Below are 21,259 nucleotides of genomic sequence, written 5' to 3'. Positions count from 1 at the left end.
GAAAACCGGCTAGTGTCACCATTAGCACATCGTGGTCATTAGCACTGAGGCTAGTTTTCCCGCAAATTGGTTTCAATCAACCAAGCGGTAATTGAGGAGCGCAACCTACGGAATCTACGGAATTTACGGAATCTGCGGACGACAGACCCAAAAACCAGTCGAGTTGGCGGATGGGCTAACTTGCCGCTTGGATATTCAATGAGATACAACTCTGAAAGTGCAGGGTGCACCTCAACTGCTCAGTATTTCATTGCTGCATCTCGGTTTTTTGCATCTCAGCTTTTTGCATCCCATTATCCACCTTGTCTCAGATGAATCCACCGCGCCACTCTTCTGAATCGAATCCATCGAACCGGTTTGTTCCGCCCAGCCGCAAGCCGCGATTTAGCTTTTTCCCAGGGCTGCGAACCCGGATTAACCTCTGGCGCGGTAAAAAAAACTTCAGCGGTGCAAACCTGAGAGGCGCAAACCTAGGCCGGATGCATTTTATCGGCACATTACTGCTGTGGGCCAATTTTGTCTGGGCTACCTTGCTGTGGATGTCGCTGACGGAAGCTCGGTTTGTTGGAATTATTTTGATTTGGGCTAATCTGCTGTGGACAATTTTGGTTTGGATCAACCTGCGGGAAACCAACACTCAGCAGATGGGCAGTTGGCTGAAGAACATTATTCTGGTTGGGATTATTCTGATTTGGACGACGCTGATCTGGTCGATTGTGGTCGTAGACGAATCGAACTATTCATTTCTGGTCTGGGCTAACCCCAACATGGCGTTTATCCTTTGGGCGCTGCTCAGCAAAGTCGATCTGAGCCATGCCGACCTCAGCCACACCGATCTGAGTCGAGCCAACCTGAGTCGAGTCGATTTGCGAGATGCGAACCTGACCCACGCCTATCTACAAAAAGCCAACTTGCGTGAAGCCGTTCTCCGGGGTGCGAACCTGAGCCATGCCGACCTGCGCGGCGCTGACCTAAGTGATGCGGCTACCTCTGTTTGGACCATCGGAGGTAATGTAGGACGCAACGGCAATCACTTCTTTAGAAGTACCCGGAATCGAAATCGTCAGCGTGTCATCTCGATGGGGCGGCCGAAATTCGGGTGTGTTGGCGGGGTGCCCCCGTTCGATCCAGGCATCAAACCGACCGTTGGTGACCGTTGTGCCCCGCAGGGTAAACGACCAGCTACCGGGCTGAATGCTCGGACTGGTACCGCGCGTCTGCTGAATGTAGATCTGGTTGTCTTTGTTGTTGGGGTTATTAATAGCGGAAACAATCGAAATCTGATTGCCATTGGGCATGGTAAAACTGGTGGTAGTACCGGGTCTCACAACTGCACTGGTATTGAGATCAGGGGATGTAATGGTGATGTCAAACCGATCGCTGCCCGCATACCAGATGTCAATTGTATTCAAGGTGGCATCATTCGCATCTACCGCAAATCGCACCTGAGTTTGACCGTCCACAGCAACGAAGCCGCTAGCATGGCGACCCAGCGCTCCTTCGTTTCCAGCAGATTTTACCATCGCTCTGCCAGGGTTTCCCAACAGGTTATCAATTCCCTGTTCTAACAGGCTGGTTCCATCATGGGGGCCTAAGTTATCGCCCTGGCTCAGGTTAATTACAACGGCTTTTCCTAAAGCAGTGGCTTTATCAAAAATGTAGCTAATTGCATCTAACGTTTCAGCCGAATCGCCAAAAATTTCCGAGTTAACCTGATTCGCCACCACAATAATGTCAGCTTCTGGCGCAACTCCCACGAATATAGATGCAGGTTGCCCATTACCAGCGCTTGAACCGTCTCCAGCAGCAATTCCAGCTACATGGGTGCCGTGTCCTACTGAGTAGTCGTCTTCATGTCTAACGATGCTAAACGGATCAGCTGCCGCCAGTGCCGCGTCAATTTCTGCTTTGGTGTATTCCACTCCATACCCATAGCGTGGATTAAAACGTGCTGGACTGGATTCATTTCCAATTGGTTCTAAATATTGATCCCAAATCGCCAGAATCCGGCTGGTGCCATCTGGCTTTCTAAAACTAGCGTGAGTGTAGTCAATTCCCGAATCAATAATCCCAATAATAACGCCTGTGCCTTTATAGGCGGGAGAGCCAGTATGAACGAGGTTAGCTCGAATTTCCGGCACACTGCGGCTCAGTTCTCTTACCATTGGACGAGCGCTCTCGATCCGAATTAGGTCCGGTAAGGCAGCAATGGCGTTCAATTGCGATAACTCAATTACACCCGAAATAATATCTCCGGCTACGGTCCGAACTTCTAAGCCGCGTTGTTCTAAGTCTGTGATGCTGCCACGATATTTCAGCAGCACTTTCACTTTCGGCCCCGTTTCTGTAGACTCTATTGCAAATCGCCCGGTTGCTTCTAGCTCTGGTAAAACAGTTTGATTTCGTTGGAGCAACTGAAGCCGAGGATCAATTTTACTCATAGCACACCTATTGATAAGTGAAGTGAATTTGCTTGCGAAGGAGCACAGCCGCTAGAATCTATTCCAGAACACGGGTGCTTATTTTATCGCTCATAAGCTAGAAACATAGAAAATTAAGGCGATTCCGGATAGAGCGGACCTGATAATTCGACATAGCGTACAAAGTCGAGTTCAGCTAATGCGAGCGTCTGTCTTAAGGGTAAGGAAGCGGTAACAATATCTCCAGCTACAGTGCGAACGTTCGCTCCATTTGCTTCAAGTTGGGAGCGTTGCTCAGCAGTTAAAGCACTCGTTGTGCGCAACAAGATATTGACCTGGGGATTGGCTTCAGGGGATAGTTGACTTAAACGCAATCTCAGTGTCGGAGCCAGTTTAGAGGCATTTTCGGCAGTCAAATCAGTCTCCTTCGGAAAAGGTTCTTTGGTTTGGGAAACAGCTTGAGGAATAGGGGACGAAGTATTTAAGGATTTAGTTAGTTGATAAAGACCGACCGAGATAAATACACTGATTAGAATGATGATAGTTGCCCCAAATACAAAGATTAGATAACGCACCAAATTTTCTCCTGGGCGTAGCCAAGCGCTTTGCCAGCCAAAGTACCTTTGAGGCCGACTTTGAAGGCTCGTGCCTGGGTTGTACCCTGCTTAGGAGCACGGCGAATCTTCACCAGCAACCGTTGCTCTTCTTCTGATTGATAGACCACTTCTCCGCGTACAGAAAAGTAGCGATCATTCAATTCTTCGGGAGGAGTCAGGGCAACGCCCATAGCGGGTGCGGGCGCAGCATCAGCTGTCTCGCTCGACTCGGCCTGAGTCTGCTCGGCAGCTGATTCGGGGTCCGATGCTTCAGCGTCTTCCTGCTCGGTTGGCTCCGAATTATCGAGTTCAGCTTCCAGCTCGGTTTCAGACTCCAGCTCTGAATCATCTGAATCATCTGAGTCATCCACATCATCGGCCTCATCGGCCTCATCCGCGTCATCCGCGTGGGCAGCACCATCACCCAGGCCGCCAGCCCGGTTCAATTTCTCTGGCTCCCAGACACCCACAATCTGCATGTGCAGTTCTAAATCCCTTTCTCTAGTGCGGGGGTAAACCACCCAGAGGTGGGATTCGTCCAGGTTAATGTGCTTCTTGACCAAGCTCATAACCCGTCCCAGCAGAACGGCGTCAATTATCACTCCATCATCGGTCAAAATCGAACCCCGGGTGAACTGCTCCTCTGAGGGAGTATACTTGCCGCGCACTAAGCCAATCGCCCGATACTGCATCGGCTCACTGGCCGGAGGAATGGGCTGTTGTCGCAGGGGTGCCGTTTGACTATCGGCTTGATGATCGGTTGGATTATTGCTTTGAACATCGCTATCGGATGAACTGCCAACCTCAGAGCTGTCAGAATTGCGAATTGGGTGCTTGGCCTCAGCAGACTCCGCTCCGGCAGTAGCCTGACTGGCTACGGCTGACTCAGCGATTGGCTCAGAACTTGATGCAGAAGGCTCAGCAGAGTTAGTCTCAGCATCTGAATCCTGGGAAGCGGTCTCGTCAGAATCAGTCAAATCAACAGAATCTTCAGACGTTTCAGGTTCTGCTGGGATCATAGGTGCAGAAATGGCATCCATGGCATGATCAGAGGGTTGGTTAGACCCAACAGCGTTTGGCCCATCGGGTTTGGGTGCGGCCTCGTCGGGTGTGGTCATACGAGTGGGAGGAGTAATTAGCGTTGCTTTGGAAGATTGGTCAGTCATGGGTTCCGCTGGTGAGGAAGTTTCGGGGGCTAAATTGGCCTGAGCCTCCGTCCGCGATTTGGGGGACGAAGCCGATTTAGACGACTGAGAGGATTTGTTCGGGTCAGGACTCATAGAACCTCCTTGACAGCGGTAATAGAACCACATACCGTTGAGCACTACAGCAGATCTGCAAACTGACACACTACAGTCTAGTGTGAATTTAACACTAGGGTAGCACTCAGATTAAATGCGCTCTGCGGTTGAATACATATGTTGAGCACATAGTTGGGTAGTTGGGCTGGTTGGGCTATGAGATTCTTGACCTTCAGATTCGTCCATTCTGTTTATACAATCTCAATTGTCAACATCAGGGATCTCTGTAAAGAATTCTCTCAGCGTTTAAATTACTCATACTAAATTAAGCGATCAGAATTTGCCAAATTTAGGTAAAACAGATGTGATGAACCTGTAGAGTTTGGGAGCTGCTCGTGTCTAACAAGCGTAATCGCTGGCTGACTGGTTTGGTGATGGCAATTGGGGTACTCGCCTTTGTCGGGTTCTCGATTATTTTGCCCTTTAGCGGTGCGTTTCAGCAAAGCCAGAAGCCTGCCGGTTCTGCGACGCCTTCGCCTCGGCCTAGCGGGTCGCCAAGTGCCGATCTAGAGGCGCAAGCTAAAGGATACGAGCTAGTGCTGCAACGTGAGCCAGATAATCAAACCGCCCTGCGGGGTTTAGTCGAAACCCGAATTCAGCAAGGCAAGCTGGAAGAATTGCTGCCGCCGCTGCAAAAGCTGGCCGACCTAAATCCCGATCAACCTGACTACACGGTGCTGCTGGCCCAAACCAAACAGCGATTAGGCGACCGAGAAGCTGCCGCCGATTTTTGTCTGACCCATCAACCCCAATGCAGGCGGCGAAGTTTTCTACAGCCATCGTCGTATCCCTCCTCTTCAAACTGTGCCAGAATCAGACTCTGCTCAACTTGAGGTCAAGCGAAGCCATGATGGAGGACATGAGCCGTCGCTCCCTGTTGGTGCAGCCTGTGCGGAGCACGTAGAATTCGTCAATTGACTTCAAGCGCTTCAGGTGGGTGCGGCGTTATGTTATTAGGCATCAAACTGCCACCGATTGGAAAGTCGTCACCCACTTCTCTATCATTGCTGCTTCTGAGTCCATTACTCATCCAACAGCTCTGTCATCCCATAATTCGCTTGCAGCGGACTGTCGAGAGATCTTGGCGTGGCTGCAAAGATTACTGACAGCCGCTCAACCGGACCGTTAGCCTGCTATCGCAACAGGGTTTTGAGTCGCTGGGAGCCTGGAGATTGGCAAATTCAATAAGGATCACAATAAGGATCAGGATTTCAGTCTAGAATTTCATAGCAGTGCAAACTATTAACTCTTTTAGGAGAACCCGATGCAGGACGACACAACCCAGGCGCAAACGCTACCAATGACAGGCACCCTAGATTCCCGTATCGGGCCGTTAGCGTTCGAGGGTGGGTATCCCACGGCAGAAAGTCTCACCCGACTCTATGACGAACTCGACTTCCAGCGGGCGGTACAGACCTATCTCTGGGCGATTCCTTTAGTCAGCTTTGCTCAGTGGCAGGAAGCCCACGAAACGGTGTTTGATCAGCAGGATGGCGATCTGGTGTTGACGACCAGTTTCCGCGATAAACTCCCCATTCTCACCGCCAATGACACCACGCCCTATGTGGTCGGTTTCCTGAACCTGCAACGGACTGGCCCCTTGGTGATCGATTACCCAAAAGGTCAGACCGCAGGCGGCATCCTGGATTTCTGGCAGCGTCCGATCACCGACCTGGGGCTGACTGGCCCGGACAAGGGAGAAGGCGGTAAGTACCTTGTGCTCGCCCCTGATCAGGAAGCCCCATTGGATGTTGAGAGCTATCACATCGTCCAGTCGCCCACCAACAATCTCTTCCATGCCTTCCGGGTGCTGACCACTGACCCGCAGGAGACCGAGGCGCTAAACGCCAGTTATCAGGCATACGCCTACGCGCAGCGAGCTAATCCCCGCCAGACGAGGATCATCCTGGGGACAGGCAAAACGTGGAGCAGCTGGCCAGGTAGTAGTTTAGACTACTGGCGACTGCTGGCTAAGATGCTGAACGAAGAGCCTGTGCATGAACGCGATCGCATGATGGTGGCGATGCTCAAACCGCTTGGCATCGAAAAGGGTAAACCGTTCCAGCCCGATGCTCGTCAGCAGCAGATCCTGGAACAGGCGGCTGTCGTTGGGGAGGCGATGGCTCGGAGCCTCAGCTATGCCAAGCGCCAGCCGGAAGCTCACATCTGGCCCGGTACGCACTGGAAGAACGCTGTGTTGCTGGAAGCCAATCAAGAAACAGAACACCACACCGCCCTGGATGAACGCACTGCCTGGTTTTACGAAGCCGTCACCCTGAGTGCCGGGATGACGACCACAACGCCTGGACTCGGCCAGCAATACATCGGCATCCAGAAAGACAGGGAAGGTGATTGGCTTCAGGGCGGCAACTGTTACACCCTCCGCGTTCCACCCCATGCACCCGTCAAACAGTTCTGGTCGATCACGCTTTACGACACGGAAACCCGTTGCTTTATCGATACCCCATACAATATTGCGGGTGTGGATTCGCGCGGGGATTTAATCCAGAATGCCGATGGATCTGTGGATCTCTATTTTGCCCCCACTGCACCAACCGGCAAGGAAACAAACTGGGCACCGACTTTGCCCGACCGTGGCTGGTTTGCCTACTTCCGGTTTTATGCTCCGACCGAGCCATACTTCGAGCGCATCTGGACACTTCCAGATATCGAAAAAGTAAAGTAATCATTTGTCAGCTAACATAGCCTTTGAGAAGGATGGGGTCAAGTAGGTTTTTGAACCTTTTTCAATTGGCGTGGCAGAAGCTAGAGCTATTGGTTCAGTCATTGCAGCAAGACTTTTGCCTGAGTCATCCCCGGATTGCAATTGCTGGCCTCAATCCCCATAGCGGAGAGCAAGGTCAACTCGGACAGGAGGAGCAAACCTGGCTGATTCCCTGGCTAGAGGAGATGGCTGCTCAATTTCCCCAGGTTCACCTGCGAGGTCCGGTTCCTCCCGATACCTTATGGGTTCGTCCAGCCCAAGCATGGTACGGGCAGAGCAGTAGCGGCTCAGCAGGTGCCGATCTTGGTGAAGATGCCTATCTCGCGCTCTATCACGACCAAGGCTTGATTCCCGTTAAGCTCATGGCGTTTGACCGGGCTGTGAATACCACGATTGGCTTACCGTTTATTCGCACCTCTCCTGACCACGGCACCGCGTTTGATATTGCTGGACGGGGTATTGCCCAAGCGGATAGCTTCAAAGCAGCAATTCAAGTGGCAATCGAGATCGGTCAGAAACGTCGGACCGCGGTTGTCGTTTAACTAAACCCGCAGGTTTTGCAATCAATATTAATAGAAGACTAAGAAAAGCCTAAGAAAGCTTGAGAAAGCATAAAAATGATTTTAAGGCTAATATGCCGGAACCTTTGAATTTTAGGCTAATTAGGGAGGATAAGCTCAAATGTAGGTGCTCTAGGGCTAGCTTATATTCAATCCAGAATGAGATGACTCAGAGGTAAAGGATGGATCAGCTGCCGCCCACTGCTTTATTTGTTTATTTGCGATATTGCGACATGGGAATGCCAGGTTTTGGCTGCATTTCCTAGCCTCGGTGGATCTCATCGTGCATCTAGCTTAGGTAGAAGTTTGAGCACAACTTCAATGTGTTCCTAGCGGTATTACCCTGTTTTTGTTCGGCTCCTGGCATGTTCTAACCATTCTCGGCTCAGTATCGCAACTTCAGCATCTCTACAGCACAGCCCCAATATTTCGTCAAGATTTGCTGACCTTCGTAATCTTTATTAATATGATCAGTAGAGCGTTAGCGTGAAAATAGAAATCATTCAGTATACCTGATTACAAAGACGATTTCTCAGTTTAACTTTGTGCTACTTCGCCGAATTTGGATTCGAGCTGTCATGCTCTTCTCTACTTTCTCCGCCTATTTGGGCATAAACGAACCATAATCCAGTTTCCAGAGGGTGAATCATGATTCAATCTGTTCAGTATTCAATGAACCTACTGCAAGATGAAGCACGGCAATTGGTACAAAAGGGGGTTGTTAGCCGTCACCAGCCGATCTATGTCCTCTGTCAATACATTCCTGCTCGCGAGTGGGCTGGGATCGAGTGTGTTCTAGAAGATCACGATTTCCTGCTGCGCGATCGAATTGGCGATTTGTTGGGCCGGGAAGACTGGGAAAATGATTGAATTGATTGATCGTTTTAATCAAACAAATCTATTTTGCTTAATAGACGAACTCAATCGGCAATTGTAAACACCCTCAGTTAGCACAATGCTCTGCATAATTTGCTCTAATTTAGAGATCCATAAATTGTGATCTAAATCTGAGCTGCGGCGCTTTTGCTCCATAAATCAGCATCTACGAGTAAATAACCAGGCGTTTTTCTAAAATCCTAGCGGTACTAGAGAAACACCTGATTTTTCTTGTCTTTAATAAATAAACTCACCCCGCCGTTTGCGGCAGGGTATTTCGGTTCACATGACCGAATACGAACGCCCCAAGGGTCGGGGAATCTAACCCCAACTAGATTGAATTGAATAAAATGAACGGCGGCTTCAGGAATTATCTTGGTCACGCAGCCGCTCAATTTCAGCACGAATTGCCGCAATTTGGGCCGTTAGTTCCTGTAAATCTTGCTGCACATCAGGCGAGACTGACTCTCTAGGCAAGGACGACATGGGCGACTGGGGAACTGCCTGACTTGCGGACGGGTTAGTATCTCTTCTCCAGAGGGTATCCACAAAATTGCGGGCTTCCTGTTCAGTGGAAATGCCTTTCGTCTCCCATTCTTCCGCCAACTGGCTAAGCTCGGTTGTCAACTTGCAGCGTCGTCGTGCCTTCGCACGCGGCGGGCGTGAAGATGGGCGTGTCGGCGAGCGTAAAGCCGTTCGAATCGAAATAATCACGCACCGCTTTGATGACGGTATGGCGAATTTTCAAAATTGCGTGCTGCCGCTTCGAACGTATCCACAGATGGCGATGATCCATCAGGAATTCCGTGCCGTGTTCTTTTGGCGTGATCGGGTAATCGTGCACATTCTGCAAAACTTCAAGCCCCGTCACGTCGAGTTCGACGCCGATCGGCGAACGCGCGTCCTCTTTCACAGTTCCGGTAACGATGATAGACGATTCCTGCCCCAGCGAATCCGCGACCTCATACAACGCCTCGTCATTCGGCTTGAAAACCACGCATTGCACGATGCCCGTCCCATCGCGGAGCTGCAAAAACACGAGCTTTCCGCTCGAACGCTTGTTATAGAGCCAGCCTTTCAGCGTGACCGACTCGCCGATCTTGTCCTTTAATTCGTTGATATATGTCTGCGGCATAAAAAGAAGATTCTACGCTATATCGCGTAGACTGAAAAAGCCTGATCACGAGAGTTTCCGGGCTTGACTTGTCGGCTTTGCGGGCGAACACTGTAATGAATGGCAGACGAGGCTGGTAGCGACTCAAAAAAGGGCAAAAAGAAGATCAGCTACACTGGTGCGTGGGCTGAGGCAAAAAAGATCGTTTGGGACGCACGCTGGCGTCTCGCGCTGGGAAGTATTTTGCTTTTGGTATCCCGATTGGCGGGTATGGTGCTTCCGGCCTCCACTAAATATATCGGCGACGAAGTGCTTGGAAAAGGCCGATACGAACTGCTCACGTATATCGCGATGGCGATCGGTATTGCAACGCTGATCCAGGCTTCTACTTCATTTGCTCTTTCGCAGATACTCGGCGTGGCGGCACAGCGTGCGATAACTGAGATGCGGAAGCGCGTGCAAACACATATCGAACGCCTACCGATAACATATTTTGATTCGACGCAATCAGGTCAATTGATCTCGCGGATAATGAATGACGCGGAGGGTATCAGGAACCTTGTTGGTACGGGACTCGGCCAGATACTCGGAAGCCTTGTTACTGCCACGATCTCGATCGGTGTACTTTTCTATTTGAACTGGCAGCTGACACTTGCGACGCTTGCGGTTATTGCAGTTTTCGGCGGTGTTCTCCTGTATGCATTAAAACTTTTGAGGCCGATATTTCGTGAACGCGGTGAGATAACAGCGGAAGTTACCGGACGCCTGGGCGAATCGCTGGGCGGCATACGAATAGTTAAGGCCTACACAGCCGAAAAGCGAGAGGAGCTCTCCTTTGCCCGCGGTGCTCACAGGTTATTCAGGAATGTAGCAAAATCGGTTACCGGGGTTTCGGCAATAAATTCATTTGCTTCTTTGGTGATCGGGGCTGTTGCAGTGGCAATGATAATCATTGGCGGCAATGCGATCCAGCAGCAGACGATGACGCTCGGCGATTTTCTGATGTATATCTCATTCACTTTCTTGCTCGCGCTTCCCGTAGTAGAGCTGGCCGCGATAGGAACGCAGGTTACAGAGGCTTTGGCAGGGCTCGACCGCATACGCGAGGTTATGGCAATGCCGACCGAAACTGAAGAAGACGCGAAGCGCAACCCTCTTCCAGAGCCCAACGGAGACATTGAATTTGAAAAAGTCGAGTTCGAGTATGAAAAAGATGTGCCCGTATTAAAAGGGATCTCATTTATCTCTGAAGCAGGAACGACAACCGCACTTGTAGGTTCCAGCGGTTCTGGTAAGTCAACTATATTGAGTCTGGTACTGAACTTCATTCAGCCAACTAATGGCGTTATTAGAATTGATGGGAAAGATCTTCAAACGATTCGGCTGCGCGATTATCGAAGACATCTCGGTGTTGTTTTGCAGGACAACTTTCTTTTTGATGGGACAATACTCGAGAACATCAGGTTCTCGAACCCGGAAGCCTCTTTCGAAGACGTAAAGCAAGTGTGCCGCATTGCGAATGCCGATGAGTTCATAGAGAAATTTATGAACGTGGGCAGCGTGCCTCCTGTGTCGGCAATGTATCCGAGTTCGTTAGTGCGAATCAAATTATAGAAGTTGACGTACTGACTGTTATTGGTTTCACACCAGATCAGCGGCGATCCTTGGGCCACCGTCATTTTCAGGTAATTGCCTATTCCCGGCTGATGAAAGGCCGTGGGCTGGTATTTGTTCTGGTCGTAGTTAGCAGCATTGGCATGGGTGCCTTCCCAGATCAGATCGGCATCCCAATCTCCCATGCGATCGACTTTGATGCAAAAGGGTGTTTGATCCGCAGGTCCGAGGGTTTCATCCCAAACCGGATAGGGAAAGGGCTGATGATCCGTGCCCACCTGATTCCAGATCCCTGGGGTTAACAGTTCCGCCGGAGTTTTAATTCCGGGCACCATGACCAGGGTTTCCAGCGGTCGCGTATGAATATACAGCCAGGACTTCCGCCACTCATCGGGGAATTCCGGGACTTTGGTTTTATCGATGTAGTCGCCATATTCGACCAGATAGGGATAGGACAGGGAAAGATTGGGGCCGCGGACGATTTTTTTATCTGCCCAGTAGCCAACGTTGCTTTTGAAGGGAAGCAAGGGCTGGGTTTGATAGCCAAATCTGCCCGGTGCCCAGTTGTAATTGATCCGAAACGGATTCAGATATAGCGGCTGCTGATCGAGACGAATCGCTTTCCATTTGCCGTTATTGGGGTCATCTCCGGCTGAGTATTGCCAGGAAAAGAAATCCCAGTTGTCGTTGTTATACAGCGGCGGTGAGGTTTCAGTCACCGGATAGCCGGGCGTAACTCCCGGCGGTGGAGTGCCATCGCCCCAGAGAAACCAGCCCATCCAGGAGCGTTTACGGATATTTTGAGCCGTATCGGTGACTGCCAAGCGCCGAGTCCCTACGACACTGGGATACTTAGATTGATCAGGAGTTGAATTCGAATTAGATACGGCTGGAGCAGTCAGATGGAGGTAGGGCGTTACTGGAGCGAGACCTTCCCAGTCACTAATCAGATTGCCAATTTGAATACTGTTTGCCGGATCATTTTGAATAGAATCAGACATGGTTAGGACTCCATAAGTGGATAGGAAGGTGGCTAACGTTCAGAGGTTTTTAATCAACCTGCGATTGAAGGGCGGATGAGTTAGGATGCGAAGATTGAGTTGCCTATGCCATCCCTTGTAGCAAGCGCTTGGAAAAGATGTAGGCGAAGGTATAAATCGTCTGCATTGGGTTTGCCCCAACAGAGGTTGGAAAGATGCTGCTATCCATGATGTAAAGATTCGGGATCTCAGTTCCGGTCAACACGTTCCAGACACGCTGGTGTTTAGAAACCACCCCAGTTTCAGGAGAGCTGCTCATTTTATTGGTTGCCTGCAAGTGGGCAGCCGTCAGCAGGGTGCGATTCGGAGTAAAATTCAGATTCCGTTCTACCAGATCTGCTTGTGCAATATCAGTGAGGTATACACCAACCATCGGATCAAAGTTCTCCTGATTGAGGAAATTCTCGTTTGATGGAATGATCACCTGCTTGGCCCCGGCCATAAACATCATGCGAATGCCAATCGCTACTCCCGTACGTAGCCGCTGCTTGTCACTATCACTCAGACCATATTGCACCATTACATCACCCTGCTCATCTAAACTGACGCAGTTATCATCCGAGGGAGTATCGACCAGCATGGTGCCAAATCCGGCGCATTGATTAAACTGGCTGACCGTCTCATAGACCTGCTTGCCATTGCCAGGGACCAGAAGTGCGCCATAGGCAGGAAGTCCTCCCATCGTTTCAAAGATGAAACCCGGAGTGACGCCGAACGCCTCGACAAACGTGGCGCTATCCAGCCCCTCTAACAGCTTGATGGTCTTGTCAAATATGCCGATCAGGGGTACCGAGGGATGCAGGATCAGTCCTTTGCCGATACGGGGATTGGCGATTGCTGGGGTTGTCTTCGCACTGTTCAGCAAAATCCGCGTTGTGCCAATCGTGCCCGCCGCTAAAATCACATTCTCAGCAGCAATGGCAACGCTAACATCGCGAGCCACCTTCATCATGCTCGTCTTGCCCGCGCCCGCCGCACCTCGAATCAGTACGACTCGGTCCTTTGAGGTAACCACGTGGCGTACTGCCCGTTTCTGCTCCTCGCTGAAGTTCTTGACAGGAAACGTGATCGTTCCCAGGTGGATGGGCCGACATGTGCCTCTGCCTTCGCGGGCGAATCGCAGCATGGCCTTCTCCTCTTCCAGCACTTCCAACGACGTGACGAGTTGGCGACCATCCCGTGTCGCCCGAATCAATGGCTGTTTGCCGGCAAGCCTTTCGATCGTCTCGCGCGATGCCACCCCGTAGCCCTGCCTCAGTGCTTCCGCCAAGAACGTCCGCTCCGGCAGCACTGAGGCCCGCTCAAAGCTGTGCGCCATCGCTCGTTCCACGGCACCCAGAGCGGCACGATCGTCCTCTCCGATAGGATCGCGGCCCACGCGGCGTCTCACGGCATCCAGGCTGGCAAGTTCCTGCTCCGTCATCCGCGAACGCCAGAGATGGTTCAACTCCGGCATGGACATTTCCTTCGCTTTACCGGAGCGTGTCTGCGCTCCCAGTTCGGCCTTTGCGTCCGGATTGGTGATCCCGCGTGCTTTCGCCAACTTCTCAATGCGAGCCGTTCGTCTGGAAAATGTGGTGAGAGTTTCCGGAGCGATCCCCGTGAGTTCCCAGCCGTTCACTGTCCGCCGCGTTTCTAGGCCGAGCTCTTCTAGCCGGCGCGCGAACCGCGAGTGAAAGACCGCCTCGAAATACGGGGCATCCCGCTTGATGTCTCCGACCTGGACCGCTTTCCAACGGTCCTCCTGTTCGTCAAAGGTGCCATTGAACACGAAGCAGTGAGCGTGCAAGTGCGGGTCGGGAACGCCATCCTCCGGCCGTGCAGTGAAATGCACGAACTCGCCCCAGGCGAGATTGCCGGTCAGTCGGTCTTCGTTCTTTCCGCCGCGGCGGACGCGAGCCTTGGACTCGGCTTCGATGTCCTCCATCGTCGCCTCGACTGACTCACGGAAAGCCTGAAGAATCCGCTGGTCCTGAGTGAGTCCGTAAAGCAGTGACACGCTCTTGGGGCAGTGAAAGTTGAAGTCGTAGCCGACGCGGCGCTCGTCCTTGCGCCGCGGTGTGAGGGCTTCGCCTGTTTCGGGCTGACGATTGTCGCAGAGCAGATCCCAGTCATCCCGGTCAATCATGCCGGAGAGCTTCAGGCGCGCCGCACCCTTGCCACGCCAAAGGCCGACAAGCTCCTGTCCTTCGGTGTAGTAGTCAGCCGTGCTGTAGTAGCTCTTCGCACGGGCGGCACTGTTGCTCTGTGTCACACGAAGCATGGATTTGCCCTCACCACGCAGTTCATTGCGATGTTGACGTTCTGCATCGCACGCGAACGTTCGCTCGATGCTTGCACTGCTACGCCGCGATGCTCGGCGGAGTTGCAGTGTGTTTGTCAGTACCTCAGTGGCGGGATTGTGTCAATGCAGTCTCCGCGTGAGTGTGACACTGCCCGCGTCCGTGACATGGCACTGTGAAGCCGTCGCCGTGACGGTTCAAGCTGCCAGAGCCGCTTTCCGCGAGCGGAAGCCTTCGGCTCTTCGCTTGACCATTACGCTGCGCCACGTCTGCCACGGCTTCATTGATCGTGCCATCGGGACGCGATAGGCGTGTCCCCAAACGACAAGGAGACAGAACATGACCGACACCACTATCGCCACCGTTGACCGCACACCGACCTACGCCGCGTACCACGTCCGCGGCCAGGACAACAAGAAGGGCTTTTGGACGCGAATCGGAGCTGCCTGGCCGCATGCAGACGGCAACGGATTCAACATCCAGATCGAGACCGTGCCTCTTGACGGACGCATCACGCTTCGCGTCATCAGCGACAAGAAGGACTAGGCACATCAACCGGGCGGGCCTTCGGGCTCGCCCCTCTACCGAAAGGACTATACATGAATCTTCTACACACCCTCTTCCGCAAGCCCCGCTACGCCTACGACCGTCAGGCTGATGGGTGCGATGATCTCTGGGAGATCCGTTCCGGCTAGCGCAGTTTTGCTAGCTCCTACCGTAGATCGCAACTTGCAATATCAGATTGAAACCGCCATGCGGAATGCCCCTTCTAGCATTATTGGCGATGCTGGTTACATACCTGAAGCAGCTTTGCCCAATTACGAGCAGTTCATCAAACTGGTTGCCAAAGTGCGGCCTCTAGAAGCCAGGGTGCAGCAAAAACCTGCTGTTTTGACTATGGAGATGGTGCCAACAGTTGAATCTCCAACATCTACACTTTGAGACTCTGGGATGCGGATGAAGCATGAATGCTAATTAACAATCGCTATCAAATTCAGAAACTCTTGGGTCGGGGCGGCTTTGGGCAGACCTATCTAGCCTACGATACGCACTGCTTCAACCATCCCTGTGTGCTCAAGGAATTTGCCCCAGCTAATCGCACCCAGTACGCTATACAGAAAGCACGGGAGTTGTTTGAACGCGAGGCGCGCGTCCTCTACGAAATTGACCATCCCCAAATTCCCAAGTTTCTAGCCTGGTTTGTCGCGCAAGAAAGGTTGTTTTTAGTCCAGGAGTATATTGCAGGTGAAACCTACGCTCAGCTTTTACGTGAGCGCCAGTCGCAGAGACAAGCCTTTTCCGAGACAGAGGTGATTCAATGGTTTCAGGATTTGCTGCCTGTATTGGAGTATTTGCACCAGCGGCAAATTGTGCATCGTGACATTTCCCCTGATAATGTCATGCGACCCGATGCTTCCAATAGTCGCCCGGTTTTAATCGATTTTGGCTTGGTCAAACAGACAATAAATCAAATCTATGCCTATGGCAAAGCATCAGATACAGCTTCGTTTGTCGGTAAGTTTGGCTATGCCCCCCCCGAACAACTGCGCATGGGCCAGTGTTTTCCATCCAGTGATCTGTATGCGCTGGGTGTAACGGCACTAGTATTGCTGACCGGCCAAGAACCCCAGCTTTTGATGGACCAGGAAACGTTAGAGTGGCGCTGGCAGGATTCTGTCAAGATCAGCACTACGCTAGCTAGAATTCTAGAGCGAATGCTGTATGACAAACCAAAAGCCCGCTACCAATCTGCTGCTGAGATCCTAGCCGATTTGCGGCCTGTTATCTCATCCGCCCAACTGCCCCGTAGAAGCCCGCTACCACCTAACTGCTCCGCAGAAGCCCGCTACTCCCCAACTGCTCCGCAGAAGCCCGCTACCACTCATCCAGCCAACCAACCACCGACTCCTACCACGCTGACTTCAGCCTTCATTCACCATTGCCAACAGGAGCTGTCGCGACGAATTGGGCCAATTGCCACCTTTGTGTTGGAGCAAGTATTGACTCAGTCTGCCAATCTCACTCCCGCTGAGCTGATTGAAGCGCTAGCAACAGAAATTCCCGATCTAGCTCAGGCAGAAGAGTTTAGAGCTAGTTTGACCAGCGAGTTATGGTCTTCTACACAGTTCTCACAGGTCTCTTCTGAGGTTTCTATGAGTCATTCTAAAACTTTTGACTCTAGTGTATCTTTATCAAGCACAAAGCCAACTATCAACTTTAGTTCGGATTTTCTAGAACGCTGTCAGCAGGCTTTAGTTCAATGCATTGGTCCAGTCGGCACTCTGGTTCTGGACGATCTACTGATGCAACAGACTCCAATTTCTCCTGAAGAATTGGTAGAAGCGATTGTGAATGAAATCACCGATCCACAGCAAGCCCAAATATTTTGGCAATTGATGCATCAGCCATAATGTTCAGAAGCGGTTGATGCCTTCTAAGCCTGACACTCAGCCTGCTTCTAAGCCTTTGGAGTGAGTGATTGAGCACTCTTGAGATTTCCATCCGCTCAAAGCTTCCTACCAAAGGCAGTTCATCTCCAGGTTGATTGATGTCAAGATTCTAGGATAGGGGCCAATCATTTGGTTACTCTGTCCTAAGTTATTAAATTTGATTTAGACCTGATTGTGAAACTTGCTAGGACTATAGCTTTCACTGACGCATAGATGACGCATAAAAGGAGGTAAACCGATGGCAACTTGGCGAGCATGGTTATTTGTGCTGCAAATGATAGGCTGATTTCAAACTTAACCGGTTCGCGGCTGTAGTTGGTGATGGTCAACTCCTCAAATAGGCCACCGTTGAGGACCACTTCGCGTTGTACCCCAATTACCTCGGCCAACAGCCGATTCTCAATATAAGGATTGGCGCAAAGCACCGAAAGGGCAAATCCTTTTTGGGCCGTGCTGCTCAACAGCACCGGAGTGTGCTTTTCAATTTGCAAATCGAGCAAACTCAGGAAACGGGTGTCACGACAGAAAAGCCCCAAACTGCTGTTGCTGTCTTCCTCAAGACAGCCATTGATGTTCCCCAAGGTATCGGTGATCAAAAACAGATCATCGTCCTTTAAAGTGAGGGTAGATTGGAACCGTCCGGGAGTAGTACAGGCTTGCGGTAGGCTCAACTGTTCAGCCGGAATGAAGGTGCGTCCATCTAGTTCGACAATATCAGGCATAATTTAGAACCAGCACGTAAATAGGGCAATGTAAACCTAAAATAGGGCAGGGGGAACGCAAAACCCATATTTGCAAGATTTACGAAAGATTTAGGAGGCTTGCACAACGATTCCCCTACCAAGAAACGTGGTAAGGCTAGATGATTGACAGAAATCGCTCTTTAAAATTTTACTTGCTCTATTTGGGCTGCTAGGTAATTCTCCAAATTAATCAAAATATTTTGAGCTACTTAAATTGTTTGTTAATTTAATCTACGCTCAATCAAAAAACAGGTGGGATTGCGGATCGACAGACGAGATTTCAAGAAGTTTCGAAGGATACAGAAGCTGTGCCGCTGTAGACCAACCTCGCCTACGCATTCACTTATCTAATTGAATTCAGGACCAGAAGGGCGAACTGTTGCCCGCCCCTCTAGGTTAGGTTACGGTCAGATTCCGGTTTGGTTTAGATCACGGGTTCAGAGGTTGGCTTAGAGCGTTGCAGCTTACCGTTTTGGGCAAACCGTTTTTCCATGAGCTGGTAATAAACCGCCTCGTAGCCTTCTACCATGCGGATGTGGCTAAAGTTTTGTTCCACATGCTCACGGCAGGCTTTCCGGTCGATGGTCTCAATCTGAGCTAGAGCTGCCACACATTCATCCATCGAATGGCACAAAAAGCCAGTTTTGCCATGCACAATCAGCTCAGGGGCAGAACCACGCGCCATTGCAATCACGGGCGTACCGCAAACCATTGACTCTGGCATTACCAGTCCGAAGGGTTCTTCCCAGGTCAGCAAGCACAGAGTTGCTACAGCCCGCCCCATAATCTCGCTCTTTTGGGCATGGTTGGCTTCACCGACATAGACGATTTGCTTCCCGTCAATCAACGGCTTGACTTCGCTTTCATAGAAGGCTTGATCGGCCCGATCTACCTTGCCTGCCATGATTAAGCGCCATCCGGTGCGTTTTGCCAGCTCAATCGCCAAGTGGGGACCCTTTTCCGGCGAAATTCGCCCAAAGAAAGCCAGATAAGGAGGCTCATCTGGCTGCGGATGAAATTCATAAGTGGCTGGATCAATTCCGTTATAGACCGTAGCAACATAATTCAGTCCCAGATCGTTTCGTCGCTGCGAATCAGAGATACTCACAAAGTTTTGGTGTCGGTTCTGGGCAAACAGCTCTGCTGCTGTCGGGGTAAGGACGCCGTGGATGGTATGCACCACCGGGGTTTTGAGAAGATTGCCGTAGGGCAAAGCGGAAGCATCAACATGGAAGTGAATCACATCAAACTGATCAGCCTGCTGCACCACCCGCGTTAGCTGCATCAAATCATAGAGCTGATATTCAACCGGGGTGACACCTGCAAGACGCATCGGTTGGGGTGCGCCGGGTTCTAGTTTTGCTAGCGTTTTTGAATCGGCTGTAGCAAACAGGGTAACATCATGACCACGACGAGTTAATTCATTCGCTAAATGAGCGACCACGAGTTCAGTTCCTCCATAGGCCGGAGGGGGTACTCGCTCCCATAAGGGGGCAACTTGAGCAATTCGCATAACAAGTCTCCTAAATTGCTAATTGTTAAGCGTGCGTTCAATTAACTGTGAATCAGCAACGGTCGGCAACAAAGCTTGCCGCTCGGACATGCTTACCGTTTGGCGGCGTCTGCACATTGAGGTTGATTCTATGGTGGGTGTAGGAACAATAAATCAAATTACGGGAACTGTGAATGGCACGGTTATGATACCGAGGAGCACAGGGTTGAAGCATGGAACCGCTTTTGTGAATTTGACGATCTCGACTCCATTGGATGTTCATCGATTTTCTTTCGGCAGATTTCTGACGGCGAGCAATGATTTGTTAGTAAATTCGAACACTTCCAATGCAGTTAAACTTCTGAATACTACAAATCGACCAATCAAAATTACGGATGGAACCCCTTTTTCTCTCTACGACGATGACGATTTCAACTCTGACGATAGTCCCATTTTTTCCACGGGCACTTTTCTACCTTACGAAGTCGATGGAGATGAGAATGAAGTACTTGTCAATGAACCAATTACCGTCCTACCGCAGAGCTTTGATCACTTAAGGCCGGAGGACGGTGCCTATCCCGACGGGGGACCTAGAAATGTGTATGCAGAAGCATATGTAAAACCGGCATACGAATGGACTCAGAATGTCGCAAATTATAATCAAGTCAATATTCCTTTCACGCTGAATGTACTTGAATCTAATCTACCTACTTTGATCAATTCAAATCGAAATTCAGCAAATGATGAAAAAGATGAGTTCTGGATATCTTATTTCTTGGTCGGCTATCAGGACGAAGAGCATGAAGATGCAGACGGCGAAACAAGAGCTAATCTTGGAATCGGCCACGGAATTGGGCCTGGTGTTGTATTGTGCGATTGTTTCGAATCAAGCACATGCGTAGGTACGACCTGCTCGTCCCTAATTCCCAAAGGAGCATTCGGAAGTTTGATCTACCTAGAGGTAATGACTGATGTGTCCAGAACATATTTTTTGCAGCTAGGATCATTGGTTCAGAACCAAGGAACTACTGTGCCTCATGAACTTGGGCACCAGTTTGGCTTAAAGGGCGATAACAAGAATTCAAATCCAAGCGCGCCCGACCGATTAATTGCCACATACAGAATTATGGATTATCCGAATCGTTTACAGGGTCAAACCGACGATTATTCTCTTCACGAGGAGCATATTAATCTTATTCGCAAACGAGTCAAAAGTCCCGGCGTTTGAGTAAGGGAGAAGTTATATGAGAATGATTTTACTAGCGTTTGCTGCAGTTGTTTTATACATGGTCGCAATCACGACCGAGGCGCAAAGAATTACCGAGACAACTCGGATCGACGAGCTTGCTGTTCAGCTCAACCAAAATACCTTCTTTCTACTAGAACCAATCTATGTAAAATTCAAGGTTCCTATGCCGGATAAAGGCGTTACATTGCCGAGAGTTTCTCAAGACGTGACTGTTGAGGTGACCTTAGAAGGAAAGACGACCAGATTCCAAGGTCTAACCTCGGCGGTAACGATGGGCGGGACGATTTCTCTTCCCAACCAACTAGAACCTTCTAAATTCGAAGAAGTTGAGAAATATCAGCTGATTGATCGAACGCTCGAGTTATTTCCTTCTCCCGGTGATTATCAAGTTAGATTTTTTCTGAACGGACATTCATCTAAAAGCGTTCCGATTACAATTTTAGAACCAGTAGGAGAGGATAAACAGGCACATGATTTCCTTGTTCTGCGAAAGGATGGAGCTTCCTTTGGGTGGATTTGGGATACTCCGGATGGAATCGGACTATTAGAACAATTTGTGCATGATTATGGACGCACCGTTTACGGCGATTTTGCAATCCAGAAATTAGCCAACGTTTATCTCGCTCGAGGCGATGTCGAAAATGCTCGATTTCAATTTAATCGCCTCGCCTTAAGTAAAAGAAGCTATATCGCTGACGATGCGCATAAGCGACTTTCTGAGATCAATGCTTTGCGAACGTCAAATAATTGGTGACATCTATAGCCTGGGACGACAAGTATTTGTTAGACGTAAGCAA

At 50.5% G+C, this 21,259-nt stretch carries 18 protein-coding genes and 1 pseudogene; 10 read left to right on the top strand and 9 right to left on the bottom strand.

Annotated elements, in window-relative coordinates; genetic code table 11:
* Positions 1-311 precede the first annotated feature (311 nt).
* A pseudogene (locus tag JVX88_RS44330) lies at positions 312-926 on the top strand (pentapeptide repeat-containing protein); the annotation flags it as partial.
* Positions 927-971: 45 nt separating this feature from the next.
* Here JVX88_RS44330 and JVX88_RS23340 read toward each other — a convergent pair.
* The 3 genes from JVX88_RS23340 to JVX88_RS38930 form a co-directional block, all read right to left on the bottom strand.
* The gene (locus JVX88_RS23340; protein WP_211620674.1) at positions 972-2,441 is read right to left on the bottom strand and encodes a S8 family serine peptidase; all 1,470 of its coding nucleotides are present in this window, start codon (positions 2,439-2,441) and stop codon (positions 972-974) included.
* A 113-nt stretch (positions 2,442-2,554) separates the two neighbouring features.
* Complete coding sequence (locus tag JVX88_RS23335; protein ID WP_211620672.1) at positions 2,555-2,998, bottom strand: hypothetical protein; 444 nt, start codon at positions 2,996-2,998, stop codon at positions 2,555-2,557.
* Entirely contained in the window at positions 2,983-4,296 is a 1,314-nt protein-coding gene (locus tag JVX88_RS38930; RefSeq protein WP_225931151.1) for a hypothetical protein, read from the bottom strand. The genes JVX88_RS23335 and JVX88_RS38930 overlap by 16 nt, the downstream gene beginning before the upstream one ends.
* A gap of 356 nt (positions 4,297-4,652) precedes the next feature.
* On the opposite strand from JVX88_RS38930, the gene JVX88_RS23325 reads away from it, so the two are divergent.
* The 4 genes from JVX88_RS23325 to JVX88_RS23310 all read left to right on the top strand — a co-directional run bounded on the left by JVX88_RS23325 (position 4,653) and on the right by JVX88_RS23310 (position 8,472).
* Positions 4,653-5,150 carry a tetratricopeptide repeat protein gene (locus tag JVX88_RS23325; protein ID WP_211620670.1) on the top strand — a complete coding sequence of 166 codons (498 nt, stop codon included), beginning with the start codon at positions 4,653-4,655 and terminating at the stop codon, positions 5,148-5,150.
* Between the two features lie 431 nt (positions 5,151-5,581).
* On the top strand, positions 5,582-7,003 hold the full coding sequence (locus JVX88_RS23320; RefSeq protein ID WP_211620668.1) for a DUF1254 domain-containing protein: 1,422 nt from the start codon (positions 5,582-5,584) through the stop codon (positions 7,001-7,003).
* Positions 7,004-7,053: 50 nt separating this feature from the next.
* Entirely contained in the window at positions 7,054-7,584 is a 531-nt protein-coding gene (locus JVX88_RS23315; RefSeq protein ID WP_317134414.1) for a 4-hydroxythreonine-4-phosphate dehydrogenase PdxA, read from the top strand.
* A 666-nt stretch (positions 7,585-8,250) separates the two neighbouring features.
* A complete protein-coding gene (locus JVX88_RS23310; RefSeq protein ID WP_035999156.1) occupies positions 8,251-8,472 on the top strand; it encodes a DUF4327 family protein in 222 nt (73 codons plus the stop codon).
* 369 nt (positions 8,473-8,841) lie between these two features.
* Here JVX88_RS23310 and JVX88_RS23305 read toward each other — a convergent pair whose 3' ends face one another.
* Both JVX88_RS23305 and JVX88_RS23300 read right to left on the bottom strand, forming a co-directional pair.
* Entirely contained in the window at positions 8,842-9,105 is a 264-nt protein-coding gene (locus JVX88_RS23305) for a hypothetical protein (RefSeq protein ID WP_211620664.1), read from the bottom strand.
* On the bottom strand, positions 9,089-9,613 hold the full coding sequence (locus tag JVX88_RS23300; RefSeq protein ID WP_211620663.1) for an OB-fold nucleic acid binding domain-containing protein: 525 nt from the start codon (positions 9,611-9,613) through the stop codon (positions 9,089-9,091). The genes JVX88_RS23305 and JVX88_RS23300 overlap by 17 nt, the downstream gene beginning before the upstream one ends.
* A 99-nt stretch (positions 9,614-9,712) precedes the next feature.
* Here JVX88_RS23300 and JVX88_RS23295 point away from each other — a divergent pair, with 99 nt between their 5' ends.
* A complete protein-coding gene (locus tag JVX88_RS23295) occupies positions 9,713-11,206 on the top strand; it encodes an ABC transporter ATP-binding protein (RefSeq protein ID WP_211620662.1) in 1,494 nt (497 codons plus the stop codon).
* 1,104 nt (positions 11,207-12,310) lie between these two features.
* On the opposite strand, the gene mobF is transcribed toward JVX88_RS23295, so the two are convergent.
* Both mobF and JVX88_RS40960 read right to left on the bottom strand, forming a co-directional pair.
* Positions 12,311-14,509 carry a MobF family relaxase gene (mobF, locus tag JVX88_RS23290; protein WP_211620661.1) on the bottom strand — a complete coding sequence of 733 codons (2,199 nt, stop codon included), beginning with the start codon at positions 14,507-14,509 and terminating at the stop codon, positions 12,311-12,313.
* A gap of 124 nt (positions 14,510-14,633) precedes the next feature.
* Positions 14,634-15,080, bottom strand: a complete 447-nt coding sequence (locus tag JVX88_RS40960) for a hypothetical protein (RefSeq protein WP_211620660.1) — start codon at positions 15,078-15,080, stop codon at positions 14,634-14,636.
* A 177-nt stretch (positions 15,081-15,257) separates the two neighbouring features.
* Here JVX88_RS40960 and JVX88_RS23280 point away from each other — a divergent pair, with 177 nt between their 5' ends.
* Together JVX88_RS23280 and JVX88_RS23275 are read left to right on the top strand one after the other, a co-directional pair.
* Complete coding sequence (locus tag JVX88_RS23280) at positions 15,258-15,470, top strand: hypothetical protein (protein ID WP_211620659.1); 213 nt, start codon at positions 15,258-15,260, stop codon at positions 15,468-15,470.
* Between the two features lie 26 nt (positions 15,471-15,496).
* Positions 15,497-16,939: a serine/threonine protein kinase gene (locus JVX88_RS23275; protein ID WP_211620658.1), complete on the top strand. Its 1,443-nt coding sequence runs from the start codon at positions 15,497-15,499 to the stop codon at positions 16,937-16,939.
* Between the two features lie 182 nt (positions 16,940-17,121).
* On the opposite strand, the gene JVX88_RS23270 is transcribed toward JVX88_RS23275, so the two are convergent.
* Together JVX88_RS23270 and JVX88_RS23265 are read right to left on the bottom strand one after the other, a co-directional pair.
* Positions 17,122-17,700 (bottom strand): glycogen debranching N-terminal domain-containing protein, encoded by a 579-nt coding sequence (locus JVX88_RS23270; RefSeq protein ID WP_211620656.1) that lies wholly within the window; start codon positions 17,698-17,700, stop codon positions 17,122-17,124.
* Positions 17,701-18,145: 445 nt separating this feature from the next.
* Complete coding sequence (locus JVX88_RS23265) at positions 18,146-19,234, bottom strand: glycosyltransferase family 4 protein (RefSeq protein ID WP_211620654.1); 1,089 nt, start codon at positions 19,232-19,234, stop codon at positions 18,146-18,148.
* Between the two features lie 31 nt (positions 19,235-19,265).
* Here JVX88_RS23265 and JVX88_RS23260 point away from each other — a divergent pair, with 31 nt between their 5' ends.
* Both JVX88_RS23260 and JVX88_RS23255 read left to right on the top strand, forming a co-directional pair.
* Positions 19,266-20,441 (top strand): hypothetical protein, encoded by a 1,176-nt coding sequence (locus tag JVX88_RS23260; protein ID WP_211620652.1) that lies wholly within the window; start codon positions 19,266-19,268, stop codon positions 20,439-20,441.
* Positions 20,442-20,457: 16 nt separating this feature from the next.
* Positions 20,458-21,216 carry a tetratricopeptide repeat protein gene (locus JVX88_RS23255; RefSeq protein WP_211620650.1) on the top strand — a complete coding sequence of 253 codons (759 nt, stop codon included), beginning with the start codon at positions 20,458-20,460 and terminating at the stop codon, positions 21,214-21,216.
* Positions 21,217-21,259: the final 43 nt, after the last annotated feature.

The organism is Leptolyngbya sp. 7M (assembly GCF_018128485.1).
Note: the sequence above shows the minus strand (reverse complement) of the source record. Positions and strands in the feature narration are given on the sequence as shown.

What these genes read in the sequence shown, in the direction of transcription:
- JVX88_RS23340 (WP_211620674.1), bottom strand. Translation starts at nt 2,441, where the DNA reads ATGAGTAAAATTGATCCTCGGCTTCAGTTGCTCCAACGAAATCAAACT.
- JVX88_RS38930 (WP_225931151.1), bottom strand. Translation starts at nt 4,296, where the DNA reads ATGAGTCCTGACCCGAACAAATCCTCTCAGTCGTCTAAATCGGCTTCG.
- JVX88_RS23320 (WP_211620668.1), top strand. Translation starts at nt 5,582, where the DNA reads ATGCAGGACGACACAACCCAGGCGCAAACGCTACCAATGACAGGCACC.
- JVX88_RS23310 (WP_035999156.1), top strand. Translation starts at nt 8,251, where the DNA reads ATGATTCAATCTGTTCAGTATTCAATGAACCTACTGCAAGATGAAGCA.
- JVX88_RS23300 (WP_211620663.1), bottom strand. Translation starts at nt 9,613, where the DNA reads ATGCCGCAGACATATATCAACGAATTAAAGGACAAGATCGGCGAGTCG.
- JVX88_RS23295 (WP_211620662.1), top strand. Translation starts at nt 9,713, where the DNA reads ATGGCAGACGAGGCTGGTAGCGACTCAAAAAAGGGCAAAAAGAAGATC.
- mobF (WP_211620661.1), bottom strand. Translation starts at nt 14,509, where the DNA reads ATGCTTCGTGTGACACAGAGCAACAGTGCCGCCCGTGCGAAGAGCTAC.
- JVX88_RS40960 (WP_211620660.1), bottom strand. Translation starts at nt 15,080, where the DNA reads ATGTGCCTAGTCCTTCTTGTCGCTGATGACGCGAAGCGTGATGCGTCC.
- JVX88_RS23275 (WP_211620658.1), top strand. Translation starts at nt 15,497, where the DNA reads ATGCTAATTAACAATCGCTATCAAATTCAGAAACTCTTGGGTCGGGGC.
- JVX88_RS23270 (WP_211620656.1), bottom strand. Translation starts at nt 17,700, where the DNA reads ATGCCTGATATTGTCGAACTAGATGGACGCACCTTCATTCCGGCTGAA.
- JVX88_RS23265 (WP_211620654.1), bottom strand. Translation starts at nt 19,234, where the DNA reads ATGCGAATTGCTCAAGTTGCCCCCTTATGGGAGCGAGTACCCCCTCCG.
- JVX88_RS23255 (WP_211620650.1), top strand. Translation starts at nt 20,458, where the DNA reads ATGAGAATGATTTTACTAGCGTTTGCTGCAGTTGTTTTATACATGGTC.